This is a genomic window from Enterococcus sp. CWB-B31, assembly GCF_020567645.1.
Taxonomy (GTDB): Bacteria; Bacillota; Bacilli; order Lactobacillales; family Enterococcaceae; genus Enterococcus_L.
On record NZ_JAJDJW010000022.1, the window covers coordinates 10,881 to 27,567 of the forward strand.

General features: G+C 37.9%; 13 protein-coding genes and 1 pseudogene. 9 read left to right on the forward strand and 5 right to left on the reverse strand.

Annotated elements, in window-relative coordinates:
• Window positions 1-715: 715 nt before the first annotated feature.
• The gene (locus tag LI954_RS14770; protein ID WP_202069195.1) at window positions 716-901 is read left to right on the forward strand and encodes a hypothetical protein; all 186 of its coding nucleotides are present in this window, start codon (window positions 716-718) and stop codon (window positions 899-901) included.
• 53 nt (window positions 902-954) lie between these two features.
• On the opposite strand, the gene LI954_RS14775 is transcribed toward LI954_RS14770, so the two are convergent.
• Together LI954_RS14775 and LI954_RS14780 are read right to left on the reverse strand one after the other, a co-directional pair.
• On the reverse strand, window positions 955-2,142 hold the full coding sequence (locus LI954_RS14775) for a toxic anion resistance protein (protein ID WP_202069197.1): 1,188 nt from the start codon (window positions 2,140-2,142) through the stop codon (window positions 955-957).
• A gap of 34 nt (window positions 2,143-2,176) precedes the next feature.
• A complete protein-coding gene (locus LI954_RS14780; RefSeq protein WP_202069199.1) occupies window positions 2,177-2,827 on the reverse strand; it encodes a 5-bromo-4-chloroindolyl phosphate hydrolysis family protein in 651 nt (216 codons plus the stop codon).
• 320 nt (window positions 2,828-3,147) lie between these two features.
• Between LI954_RS14780 and LI954_RS14785 the strand changes: the two genes are divergently transcribed.
• The 4 genes from LI954_RS14785 (at window position 3,148) to LI954_RS14800 (ending at window position 5,364) form a co-directional block, all read left to right on the forward strand.
• Window positions 3,148-3,726 carry an NUDIX hydrolase gene (locus LI954_RS14785; RefSeq protein ID WP_202069204.1) on the forward strand — a complete coding sequence of 193 codons (579 nt, stop codon included), beginning with the start codon at window positions 3,148-3,150 and terminating at the stop codon, window positions 3,724-3,726.
• Between the two features lie 2 nt (window positions 3,727-3,728).
• Window positions 3,729-4,013, forward strand: a complete 285-nt coding sequence (macP, locus tag LI954_RS14790; protein ID WP_202069200.1) for a cell wall synthase accessory phosphoprotein MacP — start codon at window positions 3,729-3,731, stop codon at window positions 4,011-4,013.
• A 15-nt stretch (window positions 4,014-4,028) separates the two neighbouring features.
• Window positions 4,029-4,721 carry a 5'-methylthioadenosine/adenosylhomocysteine nucleosidase gene (locus LI954_RS14795; protein WP_229442455.1) on the forward strand — a complete coding sequence of 231 codons (693 nt, stop codon included), beginning with the start codon at window positions 4,029-4,031 and terminating at the stop codon, window positions 4,719-4,721.
• A gap of 91 nt (window positions 4,722-4,812) precedes the next feature.
• The gene (locus tag LI954_RS14800) at window positions 4,813-5,364 is read left to right on the forward strand and encodes a cysteine hydrolase family protein (RefSeq protein WP_202069202.1); all 552 of its coding nucleotides are present in this window, start codon (window positions 4,813-4,815) and stop codon (window positions 5,362-5,364) included.
• 48 nt (window positions 5,365-5,412) lie between these two features.
• Here the strand turns inward: LI954_RS14800 and LI954_RS14805 are convergent, their stop codons facing one another.
• From LI954_RS14805 to LI954_RS14815, 3 genes and pseudogenes are all read right to left on the reverse strand, one after another.
• Window positions 5,413-5,916 carry a GNAT family N-acetyltransferase gene (locus LI954_RS14805; RefSeq protein ID WP_324254765.1) on the reverse strand — a complete coding sequence of 168 codons (504 nt, stop codon included), beginning with the start codon at window positions 5,914-5,916 and terminating at the stop codon, window positions 5,413-5,415.
• Window positions 5,902-6,150, reverse strand: a pseudogene (locus tag LI954_RS14810) (GIY-YIG nuclease family protein); the annotation flags it as partial. The gene LI954_RS14805 and the pseudogene LI954_RS14810, both read right to left, overlap by 15 nt.
• Window positions 6,140-6,874: a tRNA1(Val) (adenine(37)-N6)-methyltransferase gene (locus LI954_RS14815; RefSeq protein WP_202067676.1), complete on the reverse strand. Its 735-nt coding sequence runs from the start codon at window positions 6,872-6,874 to the stop codon at window positions 6,140-6,142. The pseudogene LI954_RS14810 and the gene LI954_RS14815, both read right to left, overlap by 11 nt.
• Before the next feature lie 454 nt (window positions 6,875-7,328).
• Between LI954_RS14815 and LI954_RS14820 the strand changes: the two genes are divergently transcribed.
• The 4 genes from LI954_RS14820 (at window position 7,329) to LI954_RS14835 (ending at window position 15,897) form a co-directional block, all read left to right on the forward strand.
• Window positions 7,329-7,946 (forward strand): lysophospholipid acyltransferase family protein, encoded by a 618-nt coding sequence (locus tag LI954_RS14820; RefSeq protein WP_202067677.1) that lies wholly within the window; start codon window positions 7,329-7,331, stop codon window positions 7,944-7,946.
• 450 nt (window positions 7,947-8,396) lie between these two features.
• Window positions 8,397-9,536, forward strand: a complete 1,140-nt coding sequence (locus LI954_RS14825) for an exonuclease SbcCD subunit D (protein WP_202067678.1) — start codon at window positions 8,397-8,399, stop codon at window positions 9,534-9,536.
• Between the two features lies 1 nt (window position 9,537).
• On the forward strand, window positions 9,538-12,672 hold the full coding sequence (locus LI954_RS16245) for an AAA family ATPase (protein WP_202067679.1): 3,135 nt from the start codon (window positions 9,538-9,540) through the stop codon (window positions 12,670-12,672).
• 21 nt (window positions 12,673-12,693) lie between these two features.
• On the forward strand, window positions 12,694-15,897 hold the full coding sequence (locus LI954_RS14835) for a DEAD/DEAH box helicase (protein ID WP_202067680.1): 3,204 nt from the start codon (window positions 12,694-12,696) through the stop codon (window positions 15,895-15,897).
• Window positions 15,898-16,687: the final 790 nt, after the last annotated feature.

Sequence of the window (16,687 nt, forward strand, 5' to 3'; positions counted from 1 at the left end):
TTACTCGTCGCATGAAGAGATTTGCTCCTGCGCTTCTTCGATTACTCGTCGCATGAAGAGATTTGCTCCTGCGCTTCTTCGATTACTCGTCGCATGAAGAGATTTGCTCCTGCGCTTCTTCGATTACTCGTCGCATGAAGAGATTTGCTCCTGCGCTTCTTCGAATGCTCGTCGCATGAAAAGATTTGCTCCTGTTCTTTTGGCAAATGCTTGTTGTCTATCCAATAGTCTCATATGTAATACTACTGGATAGGCTGCATGTTTATTGGTTTAGAAGTATAATTTAGTTTTAAATTGGTCAATACATTAGGGTGTGTCTGAAAACTCAAGCGGCGAATAGTTTGATGATTTTTATCGAACTCCTCGTCATAAATACTGGCTTATGAGCCACATAAGCTGTGTTTTCTTCCTTGATTTCAACAAAAATTACTGAAAAATTCGAATGCCGCTAACTTTTCAGACACGCCCTAGTTTAGCTTTGAAATAATGCTTAGCTCTATCTAAAAACTCATTATATTTATAGTTTTCCGACAAAATCAAATAGAATCCATCCTGTTTTAACTGTTGTTTATAAAAGTGATAGTTAAAACAGGATGGATTTTTCTTATACTGAAGCAGTTCTTTTTGTGTGGTGGAATAAAAAGAGAGATTTAAAGGAAGGGGAGTTAGAATGTCAAGTATAGATATAGAAGCTTAAAAGGCGGTAAAATAGTTAATGGCTCATAAAAATATTGAAGAAATTTTAAACACACCAGTTGAAAACCAGCGAAAGATGTGGGAGGAATCATACATGGGTGCAACGAATCCGACTGCTATCAAAATAATCGAAGATCAGATTGCTGATGTGTATATAGAATGGCTGATACTGGAAGAGACATTGATATGTCACAGTCTCTTCTAGCCAAGGAGAAAATAAAAACTACCGATCATTTATTGATCGGCAGTTGACTAACATTATTGTGTTAATTCCAAAAGCTTGTTCTTTAAATCTTCTTCCATATGGCTTAACTCAATTTCAGCAGCACGGCGTTTTTCTTTACCTTCCCGTTGAATTCGTAATGTTTCTTGAATCGTTTCAACCAGATCATTTTGAGTTTTTTGCAATGTTTCGATATCGACAATACCGCGTTCATTTTCTTTTGCAGTTTCAATAGCAGAAATTTTCAGCATTTCTGAGTTTTTCTTCAGAAGGTCATTAGTTGTTTCAGAGACTTGACGCTGAGCGGTAACTGCATCCTTTTGTCTTAACAAAGTCAGAGCAATAACAACCTGATTTTTCCATAAAGGAATAGCTGTATTGATTGAAGCCTGAATTTTTTCAGCAAGTGCCTGATTGGTATTTTGAATTAAACGAATCTGCGGTGCCTGCTGAATAGTAATTTGACGGGCTAAACGAAGATCATGCGTGCGTTTGTCTAAGCGATCCAGAAACTGTGCGTGGTCATTGGCGATCTGAACATCCATTTGATCACCAGTTTCTTCAGCTTTTTTCATTGCTGCCGGAATAATGGTTGTATTCAATTCTTCCATTTTCAACTCGCCGGCAGCAATATAAATATTCAAAGCATCGAAATAGTCTTTGTTTTTATTGTATAGTTGTTCCAGCATCAAATTGTCCTTCAAAAGACCTTCTTTTTCTCTGTCCAGCTTAACTGCGATTTTATCAATTTGAGCACCGATTTTTTGATATTTTGCAGTGATCTCAAAAATGGACTGTTTCACTTTCCCAAACATTTTTTGGAAGATATTTCCTTCACCGGAACGAAGCTCATCCGGATTTGCTTCACTTAAACGATACATTAAATCTGTCAGAGAATCTCCCACAGGCCCAATGTCTTGAGACTGTACATGATTCAACATGGATTGAGAGAATTCGCTTAATTTATTTTGAGCATTTGAACCATAAGTAATGATCGCCTGTGTATCCTGAATATCAATTTTGGCAGCAAGCTCCTGTGCCTGCTTTTGACGATCTTCAGGCAGTTTGTCAATCAGCCGGGGTGCGATCTGCTGGTTTTGTAAAGCAGAGATTTCATCTTGCTGTGTTGTTGTTAATGAATCTACTGGGGTGGAGAATGGATTGTTTAATAAATCATCCAACGCGTTATCCACTGAGACTGTATCTTTTTCCTTGTTTTCCATCTATTCGTGACCTCCTAATTATAGTAACAAGTTTTTATTCTTTGTTACTATTATCCCTTTTCAGACTGTTTTTAGCAATTGATATTTCAATATCAAGATCTTCAATATCATCTGCTACAAACTGTTCATAATCTTTTTTGATTAATTTAGAAACCTGATCAATAATTTGTGCGCTTTCTTCAAGCTTCTCATAAGCTTGTTTACTCTTAATTTCATGATTATCAATCTCAAGATATTTCTTAGTTAAATCTACTATATTAGGCAGGTGCGTGTAAAGAAAATGGTTTGCTGAATGCAGCTTTGTCGGGTTTTTGACTAATTCTTTAAACAGCGCTTTAGAAATACGTAATGTGTCATTCCGCAGATCAATGGCTCTAAGTTTTGTTGACTGATTAATATTGTCTTGAAGTTCTACGATTTGGACTCTTGCAGAATTCATTGTATCCCGGAAAAATGCAATTTCAGCGTCGCTCATCCCAAGCTGCTCGTAATGAGCTTCTTTTGTTTTAGTCAGGACCGGCAGCGAGGCACTGTTTTTCACTTTTTTGCGACCTGTAAATAAAGTAAGCAGTGTAGCAATGACAAGCAATATAGCAATTAGGTCAACACTGATGTAAGTAAAACGAACAAACAGTCCAGCAATAATTATATAAGCAATTACTTGTAAAAATTTTTTACCCTTCATGTGGATTCCCTCCAATTTTCCTATTCAGGAGTTTTCTCTCCTTCTACACCAATTATTCTAACACATTCCTTTGCAGAAAAAATATCCGTCCTAGGGTTGATTTTAATTTTTACAAAAAACGTAAGAAAAAGTGAAAAAAGTTTATTTTCAGAAGAAATGTGCTATTTTTTGAAAGAATGATGGCAGGAGTTAGTATGAAATGGACGGGTATACTTCCTGAAAGTTTCATGTTTGCTGATGTTGTTAGTGAATCAATATTCAAAAAGCTATCACTAAATGATAAAATTAGGTATTATTACACTAGAAAGAATGGTGAGGATATGTTGAGCTTTGAAGACTTTGAAGAAAAAACGATTTCAAGACAAGAGATATTTAAGGGGAGTGTTATAGAAGTTGTTGTGGATGATGTTCGTCTTCCTGACGGCTCAACTGCTAAAAGAGAATTAGTGTTTCATCCGGGTGCAGTAGCAATTATACCGATTACTGCTGAAAATAAAATGGTTTTAGTTAAGCAGTTCCGCAAACCTTTGGAAAAAGCAACACTGGAAATTCCAGCTGGGAAAATTGATCCCGGAGAAGAAAATTATCCAAAAGAAACGGCACTTAGAGAGTTGGAAGAAGAGACAGCTTATCAGGCAGAGCTGCTTGAGCCAGTTGCTGCCATGTATGTGACACCAGGTTTTGCTAATGAATTACTTCATATTTTTTATGCTGAAAATTTAAAAAAAGCAGAAAATCCGCTTCCTCAGGACGAAGATGAAGTAATTGAATTGTATGAGCTGACGTTGGAACAGACTAAACAAGAAATTGCAAATGGAATGATTTGTGATGCGAAAACTCTTTTTGCTGTACAGTACTGGGAGCTTATGGAAATGAGAAAGGCTTTGAAGGAGGTATAGAGATGGCAAAAGGTCCGTTAATCACTCGGACAGAATTGCGTAAGCGAAAAGAGGCTGCTGATTCAGAAATGAAAAGGAATCAGGAAATCGCTGAAGAGGAATATCAGGAAAAAGAAAAAGAGATATCTGATTTTTATCGAAAAGAACGCAAAAAAAATAAAGAGGTTTTGACAACACGTTCCGGTGAACAGGGAAAGATCAGAGAGCGAAGCAGTAAATTGACGAAAGCAATTGTCATTGTAGGAATACTTCTGATCATTGTAATATTAATTGTTTTGAATTTATAGAAATGAGGGACAGAAATGAAAATAGGCATTATTGGAGCGATGGAACAGGAAATAGAGGCTTTAAAAGAGGTCCTGACTGAAAAAAGATCATGGGAAAGGGCAGGAGCTGTTTTTATTTCCGGATCATTGGGGAATCATGAGGTGATTGTCGTTCGTTCAGGAATAGGAAAAGTTTTATCAGCTGTAACAACAGTTTTACTTATACATCAATATGGTGTGAATATGGTCATTAATACAGGTTCTGCCGGCGGGATCGGTCATGGTCTGGCTGTGGGAGATATTGTGATTGCAGATAAATTAGCTTATTTTGATGTGGATGTAACTGGATTTGGCTATAAAAAAGGACAGCTTCCAGGAATGCCGCTTTATTATGAATGCAGCTCCTATTTGAAGGCTGAGATGAAAAAAGCAGTGGAAAAAGTAGGCTTGCCTGTTCGCAATGGCTTGATAGTAACAGGAGATTCATTTATTGACAGTAAAGAGAAAATAGAAAGCATCGTATCTGATTTTCCAGATGCATTGGCTTGTGAAATGGAAGGAGCTTCGATAGCTCAGGCTGCGGCTCAATTTAACATTCCATTTTTAGTTGTTCGGGCAATCAGTGATACGGCTGATCATGAAGCGACACAGAGCTTTGATGACTTTATTGAAGATGCTGGGAAAAAATCGGCTGAAATGGTTATTGTATTTATTAAGCATTTAGTGTAAATATAAAGCTGCAACCACGATTTTTGATGTTGGGCAACCTTGGAAAATTTTTTACAAGCAAACAGAATTAGTAATGAATGGGGGAGATTGTGTGAAAGCCTTGATTTCTATTGATTATACCAATGATTTTGTTGCAGCGGATGGTGCACTGACAACAGGAAAAGCCGGACAGGATATTGAAGCAGCTTTGGTAGAACTGACGGATAAATTTACTGCAGCGGGTGATTTTGTTGTTTATGCCATCGATAGACACGATAAAGCGGATGTCCATCATCCTGAGAATAAATTATTTCCGCCACATAATCTTGCCGGTACAAAAGGTAGAAAATTGTATGGAAGTTTGAATGATTTATATACAAAAACAAAGGATTTGGAAAATATTTACTGGATCGATAAAAGACACTATTCAGCTTTCTGTGGAACGGATTTGGATATACGTCTAAGAGAAAGAGACATTTCAGAAATCCATTTAGCAGGTGTCTGTACAGATATTTGTGTTCTGCATACAGCAGTAGATGCCTATAATTTAGGTTATAAAATTTTCATTCATGCAGATGCTGTTGCCAGCTTTGACCCTGTTGGGCATGAATGGGCATTGGGACATTTTGCGAATACGCTGGGAGCAAGGATTATAGATGAATAAAAGACAACATTCGCATGTATTAAGTTGCGAATGTTGTCTTTTTAATACTCATTTTTTTCTGTGTTTCTCCATCACCACATAGCCTTGTGTATTTTCCGAGGCTGCAGGATTTTTTATTTTAAATCCAAAGCCGCTGTAAAAGTTCTGGGCGTTTCTGGAAGCTAGTACTTCAATTCGACTTGCTCTTATGTAAAAAGGATCTGTTTTTAATCTTTTAAGCAAACTTGTTCCGATACCATTTTGCTGATATTCCGGTAAAATAAAAACACTGAGAATGATGCTTTCTGTTAAGGAATTGAAGTAGGGGCATATGGTTGCTGTCCCAATCAATGTATCACCCAGTTCTGCTACATAGGTATGAGCACAGGAGGCTTGTTTGATTACTGCCTGGGCTGAGTATTTTTCGACCAATAATTCCATTTGTTCCATTGGGTAAAACTGACTGTTTATTTCCAGAAAGTTTCTTTTTAGAAGGCGGGAGACAGCTTCAGCATCTTCAGGCTTGAACGATCGTATAGTACAAGCTGGCTTATTCTTTTTTAAATAGGAAATTTTTTTTGCTTTTGTGAGTTTCTTAAAGGCATATTCTGCCTGAGTTGCCTCTTTTCTGGTATCAAAGCTTTCCAAGTGAATCATTTGAACGGGTCTTCTGGCAGGTGCGCGAGTGTATTTTGCTCCAGTTCCTGAATTATGTTCTGTAACCCTGCGTTTGGGATCAGTAGTATAGCCGCCATAAAAAGAACCGTCTTTACACAATAGGACATAGAAATAATGTTTAGTTTCCATACAATAAAGCCGCCATTTCTGTCTGATAACTGCCGTGTTCATTCTGAATATAAAAAGGCGGGAGTACCCGAAAGCCGTCTTTTTTTCCTCTTAAAATGCCTTCCACCAAAAGAATAGTTGCTTCTTTCTCAGGTTTCGGATAAACAAATTGGACTCGCTTTGGTGCAATGTTTGCTTCCTGCATACCATTCATAATATCAAGGAAACGATCCGGTCGATGGACCATAGCCAATCTGCCATTTGTTTTCAGAAGTTTTGCAGAGACATTAATTACTTCATTTAGTGAGGTATGAATCTCATGTCGAGCAATTGCGAGATACGGATTCGGATTTTTTCTGCTGTCAGGCAGTTCTTTAAAATAGGGTGGATTGCATAGAATCAAATCAACAGAATCAGGTTTGATGACAGACGGAGCATCTTTTAAATCAAGCTGAATCATCTCCATTTGATTCTCCAGCTGATTCAGCTGAATGCTGCGGGTGCCCATATCAGCCAGCCTGGGCTGAAGTTCAATTTGCTTGATTACTGCACTGGTCTTTCTGCTTGCGAAAAGACCTACCGCACCATTGCCAGCACAAAGATCAACGATCAAGCCCCGCTTAGGAAGTGTAGGGAAATTTGCAAGAAGGACAGCATCCATTGAGAATGAAAAAACTTCTTTGCTTTGAATAATTTGGATATCTTCTGCATACAGCTGATCAACTCGTTCATTTTCTAAAAGCATGACGGCAGCTCCTTTCTTTACTTTTTTTGTAATAAACACAGAGAATTTTTTCAAGCAGTTTCATACTCTGCTTAAGTATAATCTGTTAAAATTTTAATCAATTCTTATCATACAGGGGGCTTCTTTATTTCGCAAGATGAAAAATGTTTTCGTGAAAGCGATCAAAGTTTATTTTCATAAAAATATAACTATGTTATTATGGGAGAAGATTAAAAACAGCTGATTCACTGGATGCTGTTAATGTGTGGGAAGATAAAACAACGTGTGATTGAATAACATAGTTTGTCCGACTGCCGGGCTAAAAAAGCTGAACGTGAAAGTTGAATAAAAGACTAGGACCTGTCTGAAAACGCTAGTGACGAATATTTCCAAAAAATGAAATGAGCAAACTTTAAACGGTTTCCTCTATAGTTTTCAGACACGCCCTAGTGACATTAAGAAAAGGGGAATAATGATGTTTTTTACATTTATACGGGGAATCGTTCGTGTTGTTTTAGTCGTTTTAAACGGCAGAATGCGTCTTGTCGGTAAGGAACACCTACCGCAAAATGAAAATTATATTCTTGTTGCGCCGCACAGAACCTGGTGGGAGCCGCTGCATCTGGCAGTTGGTGCTTCACCAAAAAAATTTAGTTTTATGGCGAAAAAGGAATTATTTAAGAATCCGTTTTTGAGTTTTATATTGAGACATGCTAATGCGTTTCCTGTTGATAGAGAAAAACCAGGTCCAAGTGCAATCAAAACACCTGTGAAAACATTGAAGGATACCCAATTAAGCCTGGTGATGTTTCCAAGCGGCACCAGACATTCTTCTGAGTTGAAGGGAGGAGTGGCACTTATTGCGAAAATGGCAAAAGTGAAGATTGTTCCGTCTGTTTATCAGGGTCCGCTGACATTTAAAGACTTGCTTAAACGTAAAAAGGTTACAGTAGCATTTGGTGCTCCAATCGATGTCAGCGATATTAAGAAGATGGATAAAGAGGGAATTGCAGTAGTTGAACAGAGAATGAACGAAGCTTTTGCTGAATTAGACAATGAAGTAGATCCTAATTTTAGGTATGAAGCAAAATAATCTTATAAAAATTCTTTTTTGTCTGGGTGCTCCAGCAATATAAAAGAAAAAATTATTTTTAAGGGCAGAGAGTTTGGGGTAAACACTCATGAGTGTTTGTCTCGACCTCTCTATTTTTATGTAAATTAATCAATTGTATTTTTTATGCTGCATCTCTGGTATCTGTACTATTTTAAAACAATTATCAAACATGAGTAGTTTTTAGAAATTTATTTTTATCTAATTGTGTATTTCAGTTATAAATAAAAGAAATTGGAATACTATCTGTAGCACAGCCCGCTATTTTTGATATAATGGTGAGAAGGGCTTTTTTAGCCGTTGTAGGAAATAAAAATGATTCTTTCTTTTAAATGAAAGTAGAAAAATACATAGGATTAAGTAATAAAAGCATGTATAAGTGCAGATAGGACTGCTTTGTTTGATTTTTTAATAATTAGAAGAGGTGATTAAATGCGGTTTTTACATACAGCAGATTGGCATATAGGGAAAAAATTACATGGTTATGATCTTTTGCAGGATCAGCTTCATGTTTTTCATCAAATTATTGATTTGGCTAAAAAGAATGCAGTTGATGGTATTGTTATCGCAGGTGATCTATACGATCGTTCAGTTCCATCTGTGGAAGCAGTGGAACTATTTAATCAGATGATTATTGAACTAAATCTGGAAGAACAGTTTCCTGTCTTTGCTATTTCAGGAAATCATGACAGCAGTATTCGTCTGGAAACAGGCGGTCCATGGTTCAAGCAATCAGACTTTCATTTGCACACGCAGTTGAAACAGGCATTTGAACCAGTAGAACATCAGGGGATTCAGTTCTTTTTACTACCATATTTTGAACCAATCTCTGCTCGACTTTATTTTGAAAATGAAGAGATACGAACGATTGAAACAGCGATGATATTTGTTGTTGAAGAAATGAAAAAAAATTTTAAAGAAGGCTTCTCCCACGTTTTAGTTAGTCATTTTTTTGCTGCGGGAAGTACTAAAACAGATTCAGAAACGAAGCTGACCGTCGGCGGATTAGACACAGTATCATTGGATTTGCTTGAATGTTTTGACTATGTAGCTCTTGGTCACCTTCATTATAAGGATGCCTTAATATCAGACAAAATCAGGTACAGTGGTTCGCCATTGAAATTTTCTCTTTCAGAAAGAAAGCAGGAAAAAGGAGTTTGGATAGTCGATATAAATGCAAATAGTTGTACGCTTGATTTTCAGGTACTGAAACCGTTAAGGGAAATTGTAGATATTCAAGGAAGCTTTACTGAATTAACCCAGCCAGAATTTTATGAAAAAATTGATCGTAACAATTTTATGTTTATCCAATTGACTGATCGAGCAGTTATTCCCAATATGATGTACTTGTTACGCAAAGTTTATCCTAATATTCTCGGTGTTGAGCGAGTTTTAGGGCGGGAAAATGATAAACAAGAAACAATTCGTGAGGAAATTATGAAGCAGTTGACGCCGATCGAGCTTAGTGAACGTTTTTTTAAAGAAGTAACTGAAGAGCAATTGACGGAGCAGCAGGAACTCTGGCTGAAGGAAGCTTTGGAAACCATTCATCAAAAGGAAAGAGGGAAATAGGGTGAAGCCACTAACACTTAAATTAAAAAACTTTGGACCTTATATTGATGAAACAGTTGATTTTACAAATTTTGAAGAATCGTCTTTATTTTTGATAAGCGGAAAGACCGGATCGGGAAAAACGACAATTTTCGATGGGATGAGCTATGCACTATTTGGAGAAAGCTCTGGAAAGATACGTCAGGGGAAAGAGTTGCGCTCTACTTTTGCCGACCCTTCTGAGCCTACCCAAGTTCAATTGCTTTTTTCACATGGCGAATTTTTCTATGTAGTTACACGTAGTCCCGAACAGGAGCTGTACAAGAAAAGAGGAGAAGGAACCAGGACTCAAAGCGCCAAGATTTCACTAATTATAAAAGGTGCGGATGGAAAAGAACTGCGGGAATATACAAAACGCAGAGAGGTAGACGCATTTATTCAGGAGCTGCTTCACCTGGATGCAGATCAGTTTTCTCAGATTGTTCTTCTTCCTCAAGGAGATTTTCGGACCTTTCTAATTGCAAACAGCAGCGAAAAAGAGAAAGTTCTCCGTAAATTATTTGGTACACAAATCTATCAAGCACTTGGTGAGGAATTGAAGCAGCAGTCAAATAATAGAAATCAGGAAATCAATCAGACCCGTCAGAAAATTGAAATGAAAATGGAACAGGTCTACTGGGAAGAAGAAAGGACGGATATTGAAGAGCTTTTGACTGAACAAAAACTGGTGCTGCTTGCCGATCAGCAAAAACAAGTGAAGTCAATGCAGCAAAGGCGATTTGAAGAGCTTACCGAGCTTAAACATACGATTAAAAATATTGAACAGGAAAAATATCGACTTGAGGAACAGTTGAAGCTGATTCAGAAACAAAAGGAGCTAAAGCTTGAACAGGAGCAGCTTTCTGAGAAAGAAGAAGAGCAGAAAAAGGCAAAACAAAAAGAACAGGAGCTTTTATGGGCGGCAACTCAGGAAAATCTCATTGATTCTATTGAAGAACAGGAATCTTCCTTATTGGAGAAGGAGCAGCAGTATAAAGAAGCGATTGAAACAAAAAATGAAATAGATGGACAGAGTGATTCGCTCCAAAAAGAGGCTGACCAACTCGCTGAGCTGAAAGAAGAAATGGGTGCGAAGCAAATGGAATCCAATAGGCTGACGTCAAAGCTTCCTTTATATGAAGAAAAAGAAAAAATGGAGAAAGAGCTGTCTGAAATAAACCTTCTTACACTTGAAGATCAGCTGAATCATAAAAAAGAAGAATACCAGCAGTTGACTGATCAATTGCAGTTAGTACAAGAAAAAATTAATCAGCTGCCTAATATTGAAAAAGAGCAGCTGCTTCACACACAGCGAATAAAAGACTGGAAGCAGATGGTTGAAAAATGGCAGTCATTCCAAAAAGAGATTTTAAGAATAGAAAATAATAAGGAGCAGCTGCTTTTATTAAATGAACAGATTGAAGCAGTTGAACAAAAACTTGAATTTGCAGCTGAAGATCTTAAAAATAAGAGAAATCAGTCAATCAAAATACAGATTAATCGCTTGAGTCTTCTTCTCGAAGATGGTGAACCCTGTCCGGTCTGCGGAGCTGTTGACCACCCTAGTCAGAAACAGTATCATGAGGTTTCATTGGATGAGGTTCAAAAAGCAGAAAAGGACTTGGAGCTTGCAGAGAAAAGTCTGAAAGAACTTGAAGAACAGCAGACTACTCTTCAATTGGAGAGTAGAAAGCTGCTGGAAGAAACGACAGCTGCAGAAAAAGAGATTAGTCAACAAGAAGAGTATATACTCGAGGAAGTCTTCTTGTTCAGCAATGAGAAAATGAATAGTCAAAACCTTACTGAAGAATGGTGGAATGAGAGAGAACACCAGCTGAACAGTAAAGAAGCTGAATTTGAAAGACTTTTTTCTGATATGGAGAAGCATAAAAAGGAAGCTGCAATTTTTGCAGAAACACTTGAAACTTCTCAGGCTGAGATGAAGGGGTTAGATGAGGCTTATCTAAAAAAATATTCAGAGCAACAGGTTTTACAGGGGAAGATTGAAACAATTCTTGGACAGCTGGATGATAAGATGAGTCTGGATGAGTGTCTGCAGAAGCTGGAAGTATTAAAATCAGAGCGAGATAAATGGCTGTGTGCTTCTGAGAAAATCGCCAAACAGCTGGATGAACATAAGTCCGCCAAACAGGAAACAAAACATCGGATTCAAACTTTGGCAGAGGGCCTGGCTGAAGATCAAAAGAAAATCGAAAAGGCCAAACAAAAGCTTGAAATGTCAATGAAACTCAGAGGAGTTCTCTACACTTCGGAAGAACTTTCAGAATTGCTGCAGGAATTAGCAACACTTCCTGAGCTGCAAATAAAAATTGCTGCATATGAAGAAAAGAAGAAAGAGATTCAGTTTCAGCTTCGGGAAATAGAACAACAAATAGAGACAGTGGAACTCTCAGAATTGACAGAAATAGAAGAGCAATATCAGAGGACTGCAAATGAGATTGCTGAAAAAGAAGAAAGATATTATCAGATAAAAGAAAAGATGTCTGTAAATGAAGTAATTCAACAGGAAGTCAGTGCTGCAGCTGCAGCAATTGATAAAAAATGGGAAGAAGTTGCAGCACTTCAGCAGCTTTCTGAGACTGTAAATGGTAATAATCCTAAAAAGACAAGTTTAGAGCGATATGTGTTACAAACTTACTTGACGGAAGTTTTGAAAACAGCCAATAGTCGAATGGCTGTATTGACTAACAGTCGATATCAGTTTGAATTGAACAAAGAGAAGAACAGTTTTAGAAGTCAAACAGGACTGGAAATCAATATTTATGATGACAATGCAGGTGCAAGCCGCAGTGCCAGAACTTTATCAGGCGGAGAAAGCTTTATAGCTGCTTTGGCATTGGCTCTTTCTCTGGCAGAAGTCATTCAGGAACAGGCTGGCGGTGTTCTGATTGAAGCTCTGTTCATTGATGAGGGCTTTGGTTCTTTGGATGAGGAAGCTTTGGAAATGGCAATTGAAGCTTTAGAAACGATCGAAAATGAAGGTCGTATGATCGGCATCATCAGTCATGTGACCGAGCTTAAGAGCAGAATTTCACAGCAGATGAGAATTAATACAAATGGTGTCGGTCAAAGCAGTGTAGGTTATCAAATGATGTAGAGTGGAAAGCGGGGTGAGAAGATGAAGTGGAGTATACCGGATCGAATTATTACAAGAGGACGGGAATATCTGAATGAAGGAAGAGTCCTTTCTGTTATACAGGATTGGGATAAGCAAGTGTGGTATGGTGAAGTACTTGGAACAGAACTTTATTTGGTTGAACTGGACGGCAGTCCAAAAGAGCAGGATAAATGCGAGTGCTCATACTGGCTTGAACAGGGGTATTGTAAACATACTGTTGCAGTTGAGCTGTATCTTCGTTCGAAGGGGATTCCAAGAGTGATGACGACCAGCCGGCCAGCAGCTTCTGCAGCTAAAAAAGTTTCCAGTGCTGAAATGTTTACGAAAGGCTTTGCTAAATTTCAGAAAGAAATAGAAGAATCCAGCCAGTCCTCGCTTATAGTGGAATATTTGGTAGAAAATATTCAAACAAATGCTTATTATCCAGAATTTGCTCTGCTGGGAATTTCGTTAAGAGTGGGGATTCAGGATGCGAAAAAGAGAACGTATATTATTAAAAATATTGGTGATTTTCTGCAGAAGTTTATAAAAGAAGAGACTTACAGTGTGAGCAAACAACATATCTTTCGCATGGTGCATAACAGTTTTTCAGAACAGGATTTACTGATTTTAAATCAGCTGGCCTCAATTTATCAAACCAGTCAGCTTCTTGGTGTTAAAGGACTTCAGGTAAAAGGGAAAATGGATAAGCGTTATTTGCTGCTGCCGATAGAGCAATCAAAAGAGCTGCTTGAACAAATGAACCAGACCAATTCTTTACAATTAATTTTGGATGATCACAAAATTCGCCATATTAATTTTTCAGCAAATGAGCTTCCCTTGAAATTTGTTGTTGAAAGAACAGCTGATGATCAGTACAAACTGGTTATTGGTGAGTTGTTTAGCCCTTATCTTAGCCACTATCATTGGGGTATTTTTAATCAAATCATATATATTCTTTCAAGGGAACAAGAAGAAATTTACAGTATGCTTATTCAATTGCTGAAACGTATGGAGAGATCTGAGATTATTTATGAACAGATTCAGCTATCCGAGCTATTCAGTTCTGTGGTACCCCTACTCAAAAAAATCGGGGATGTGCAGATTGATGATGAGGTGAAGCATAAGCTGATTGTTGAGCCTCTTGATATTCAGTTTATTTTTAAAAAGCGAAAAGAAAAACTGGATGTTAGAGTGGACTATCATTATGGCAATATGATTTTCTCTACAGATCCAGCTCAGAATACTAGTACATCTGAAGGAAAAGAAATAATTCGGGATATCCGCAAAGAAACCGCTGCTGTAGAATTATTGAAACAGCTTTCCTACACAGAAAATGAAACGGGGTTTGAAAGAAGACTGCCTTCCGGCGAAAGACTGTATTACTTTTTTAAAGTGGAAATTCCGTTATTTCGAAAACTTGGAGAAGTGCTGATGGGTAAAAAGCTGAGGGAACTCTATTTGGATGCCCAAAGTCACCAGCCTACGATTGAAATTACAGACGCTGATTCTTGGTTGGATGTACGTTTTGATATTGCCGGAGTGAATGAGAATGAAATTGATGCCGCATTGGCAAGTCTTTTGAGAAATGATTCATTCTATGCATTGGAATCAGGTGAAATTCTTTCATTTGATTCTGAAGAATTTTATCAAACCAGTGAGGTTTTATCGAAGCTTCGTGAAAATATGAAAAATGTTCAGGGAAAAATTCAGCTGCCCAAAAATCAGGGATTAATTATTGAACAAATGCTGGGGGATAATTCCAGAGCAGTATTTTCCGACTCCTTCCGACAATTGTCAGATGATCTGACTCATCCTGAAAACTATGAAGCGGAGCTGCCTAAAACCTTGCAGGCTGTTTTGAGAAAGTATCAGGTTGAAGGATTCAGATGGCTTAAAATGCTCAGTCATTATGGCTTTGGCGGTATTCTAGCAGACGAGATGGGGTTAGGAAAGACCGTTCAAATGATTGCTTATCTGCTTTCTGAAAAGGAAGAACTGAAGATGAGGAAGCCGGCACTGATTATTGCTCCAGCCAGTTTAATTTATAACTGGTCGGCTGAGCTGAAGAAATTTTCCCCTGGGTTGAAGGAATGTGTTATAACGGGTCAGAAAGCTGAACGTCTGGACTTGCTGGAAAATGGAGAGGATCAGGATATTTTAATAACTTCCTATAATAGTTTTCGCCAGGATGTAGAAAGCTATGAACAAATGAATTTGGGGTATTTAGTCTTGGATGAGGCTCAAATGGTCAAGAACAGCGGAACTAAAACTGCTCAGGCACTTCGAAAGCTGGATGTTCCTCAGCGGTTTGCATTAAGCGGAACACCTATTGAAAATTCACTGGATGAACTTTGGTCTGTTTTCCAAATTGTTTTACCGGGCTTTTTCCCGCAGAAAATGATTTTTAGAGAATTGGCAACGGAAGAAGTAGCTAGGATGATCCGTCCCTTTATTCTGAGACGGGACAAGAAAAATGTATTGGCTGACTTGCCGGATAAAATAGAAAATAATCTGTACAGTACACTGACAGAGGAACAAAAAGCTGTTTATCTGGCATATCTGAGAAAAATGCAGGAAGATATCAGTCAAATGGACAACGAAGCGTTCAAAAAGAATCGTATCAGCATTTTGGCCGGGTTGACCAGACTTCGTCAAATTTGCTGTGATCCGCGTTTATTTATGGATGATTACTATGGAAGTTCTGGAAAGCTTGAACAGGTGAAAGTATTTCTTCAGACTGCAAAGGAAAATAAGCGGCGTGTGCTGCTGTTTTCTCAGTTTACCAGTATGCTGTCAATTCTTGAAAAAGAATTGAATGAGCTTGGTCTTGAAACTTTTTATTTACGCGGCAGTACTAAACCAAAAGATCGCTTGGAAATGGTGAACTCGTTTAATGAAGGAGAAAAGGATGTCTTTCTGATTTCTTTAAAAGCCGGAGGAACAGGACTAAATCTGGTGGGAGCTGATACTGTTGTTTTATATGATCTATGGTGGAATCCGGCAGTGGAAGAACAAGCTGCGGGACGAGCGCACAGAATGGGTCAAAAGAAGGTAGTTGAAGTGTATCGTATGATTGCTGAAGGTACGATTGAGGAGAAAATGGATCAGCTTCAGCAGGAGAAAAGGGAGCTATTCCAAAAAGTGATTCAAGGAAATGAACAGCAGCTTGGCAAGTTAACTGAAGAGGACATTCGAACTATTTTGAGTATGGGTGATGAATAATTCGTCAAAAGATTGAAAAGCTAAATAGTAAGGAGCATGGTGACAGTCTTTTCTTATCTGAAGGAAATCATACAAGGACATGCTTCTACGAATGCTCGTCGCAGGTCCGATGGGTCATATAAGACCTGCCGACACATTTCCAAATGGACGTGTTTGTATCGAGAATGTAATAAGGGCCTTCAATTCTTAATGACTCTGATATTTAGAGAGTGTTGAGATCGAAACGAAGTCCTTCAATTCTTAATGGCTCTGCCGTTTAGAAATTGATGAGATCGAAACGAAGTCCTTCAATTCTTAATGGCTCTGCCATTTAGAAATTGATGAGATCGAAACGAAGTCCTTCAATTCTTAATGGCTCTGCCATTTAGAAATTGATGAGATCGAAACGAAGTGTAGTGTAGCGCAATGTAGTGAGACTCGTAGATACAAGGATATCCTACTATTGCAGGAACAGCAGGCAGAATGGTATGCGAAGCTCTGATGGGGATAAATTTGTTAAAATTTATTCCATGTATAAAGAGATAGCTGTATGCGTAGGCTAATAGCAAGAATTCATAAAAATTCTTACCTTTGAAGATACGATCATCTTCGGAAACGATTAAAACTATTTTTACTGAAAGGTTATTGATTGGAACCGGGGATATGCAAGGCATACTGGAATCGTAAGTCCCCACATATAATGGTTTCCAGTAATCTTTGCTTGTTGAAATCGGTCATCTATCGAAAGCTGGTGTGAAGAATTCGGTCCAAAAGTTATATTAATCCCCCTGTCTATGTTTCTTAGTTTATT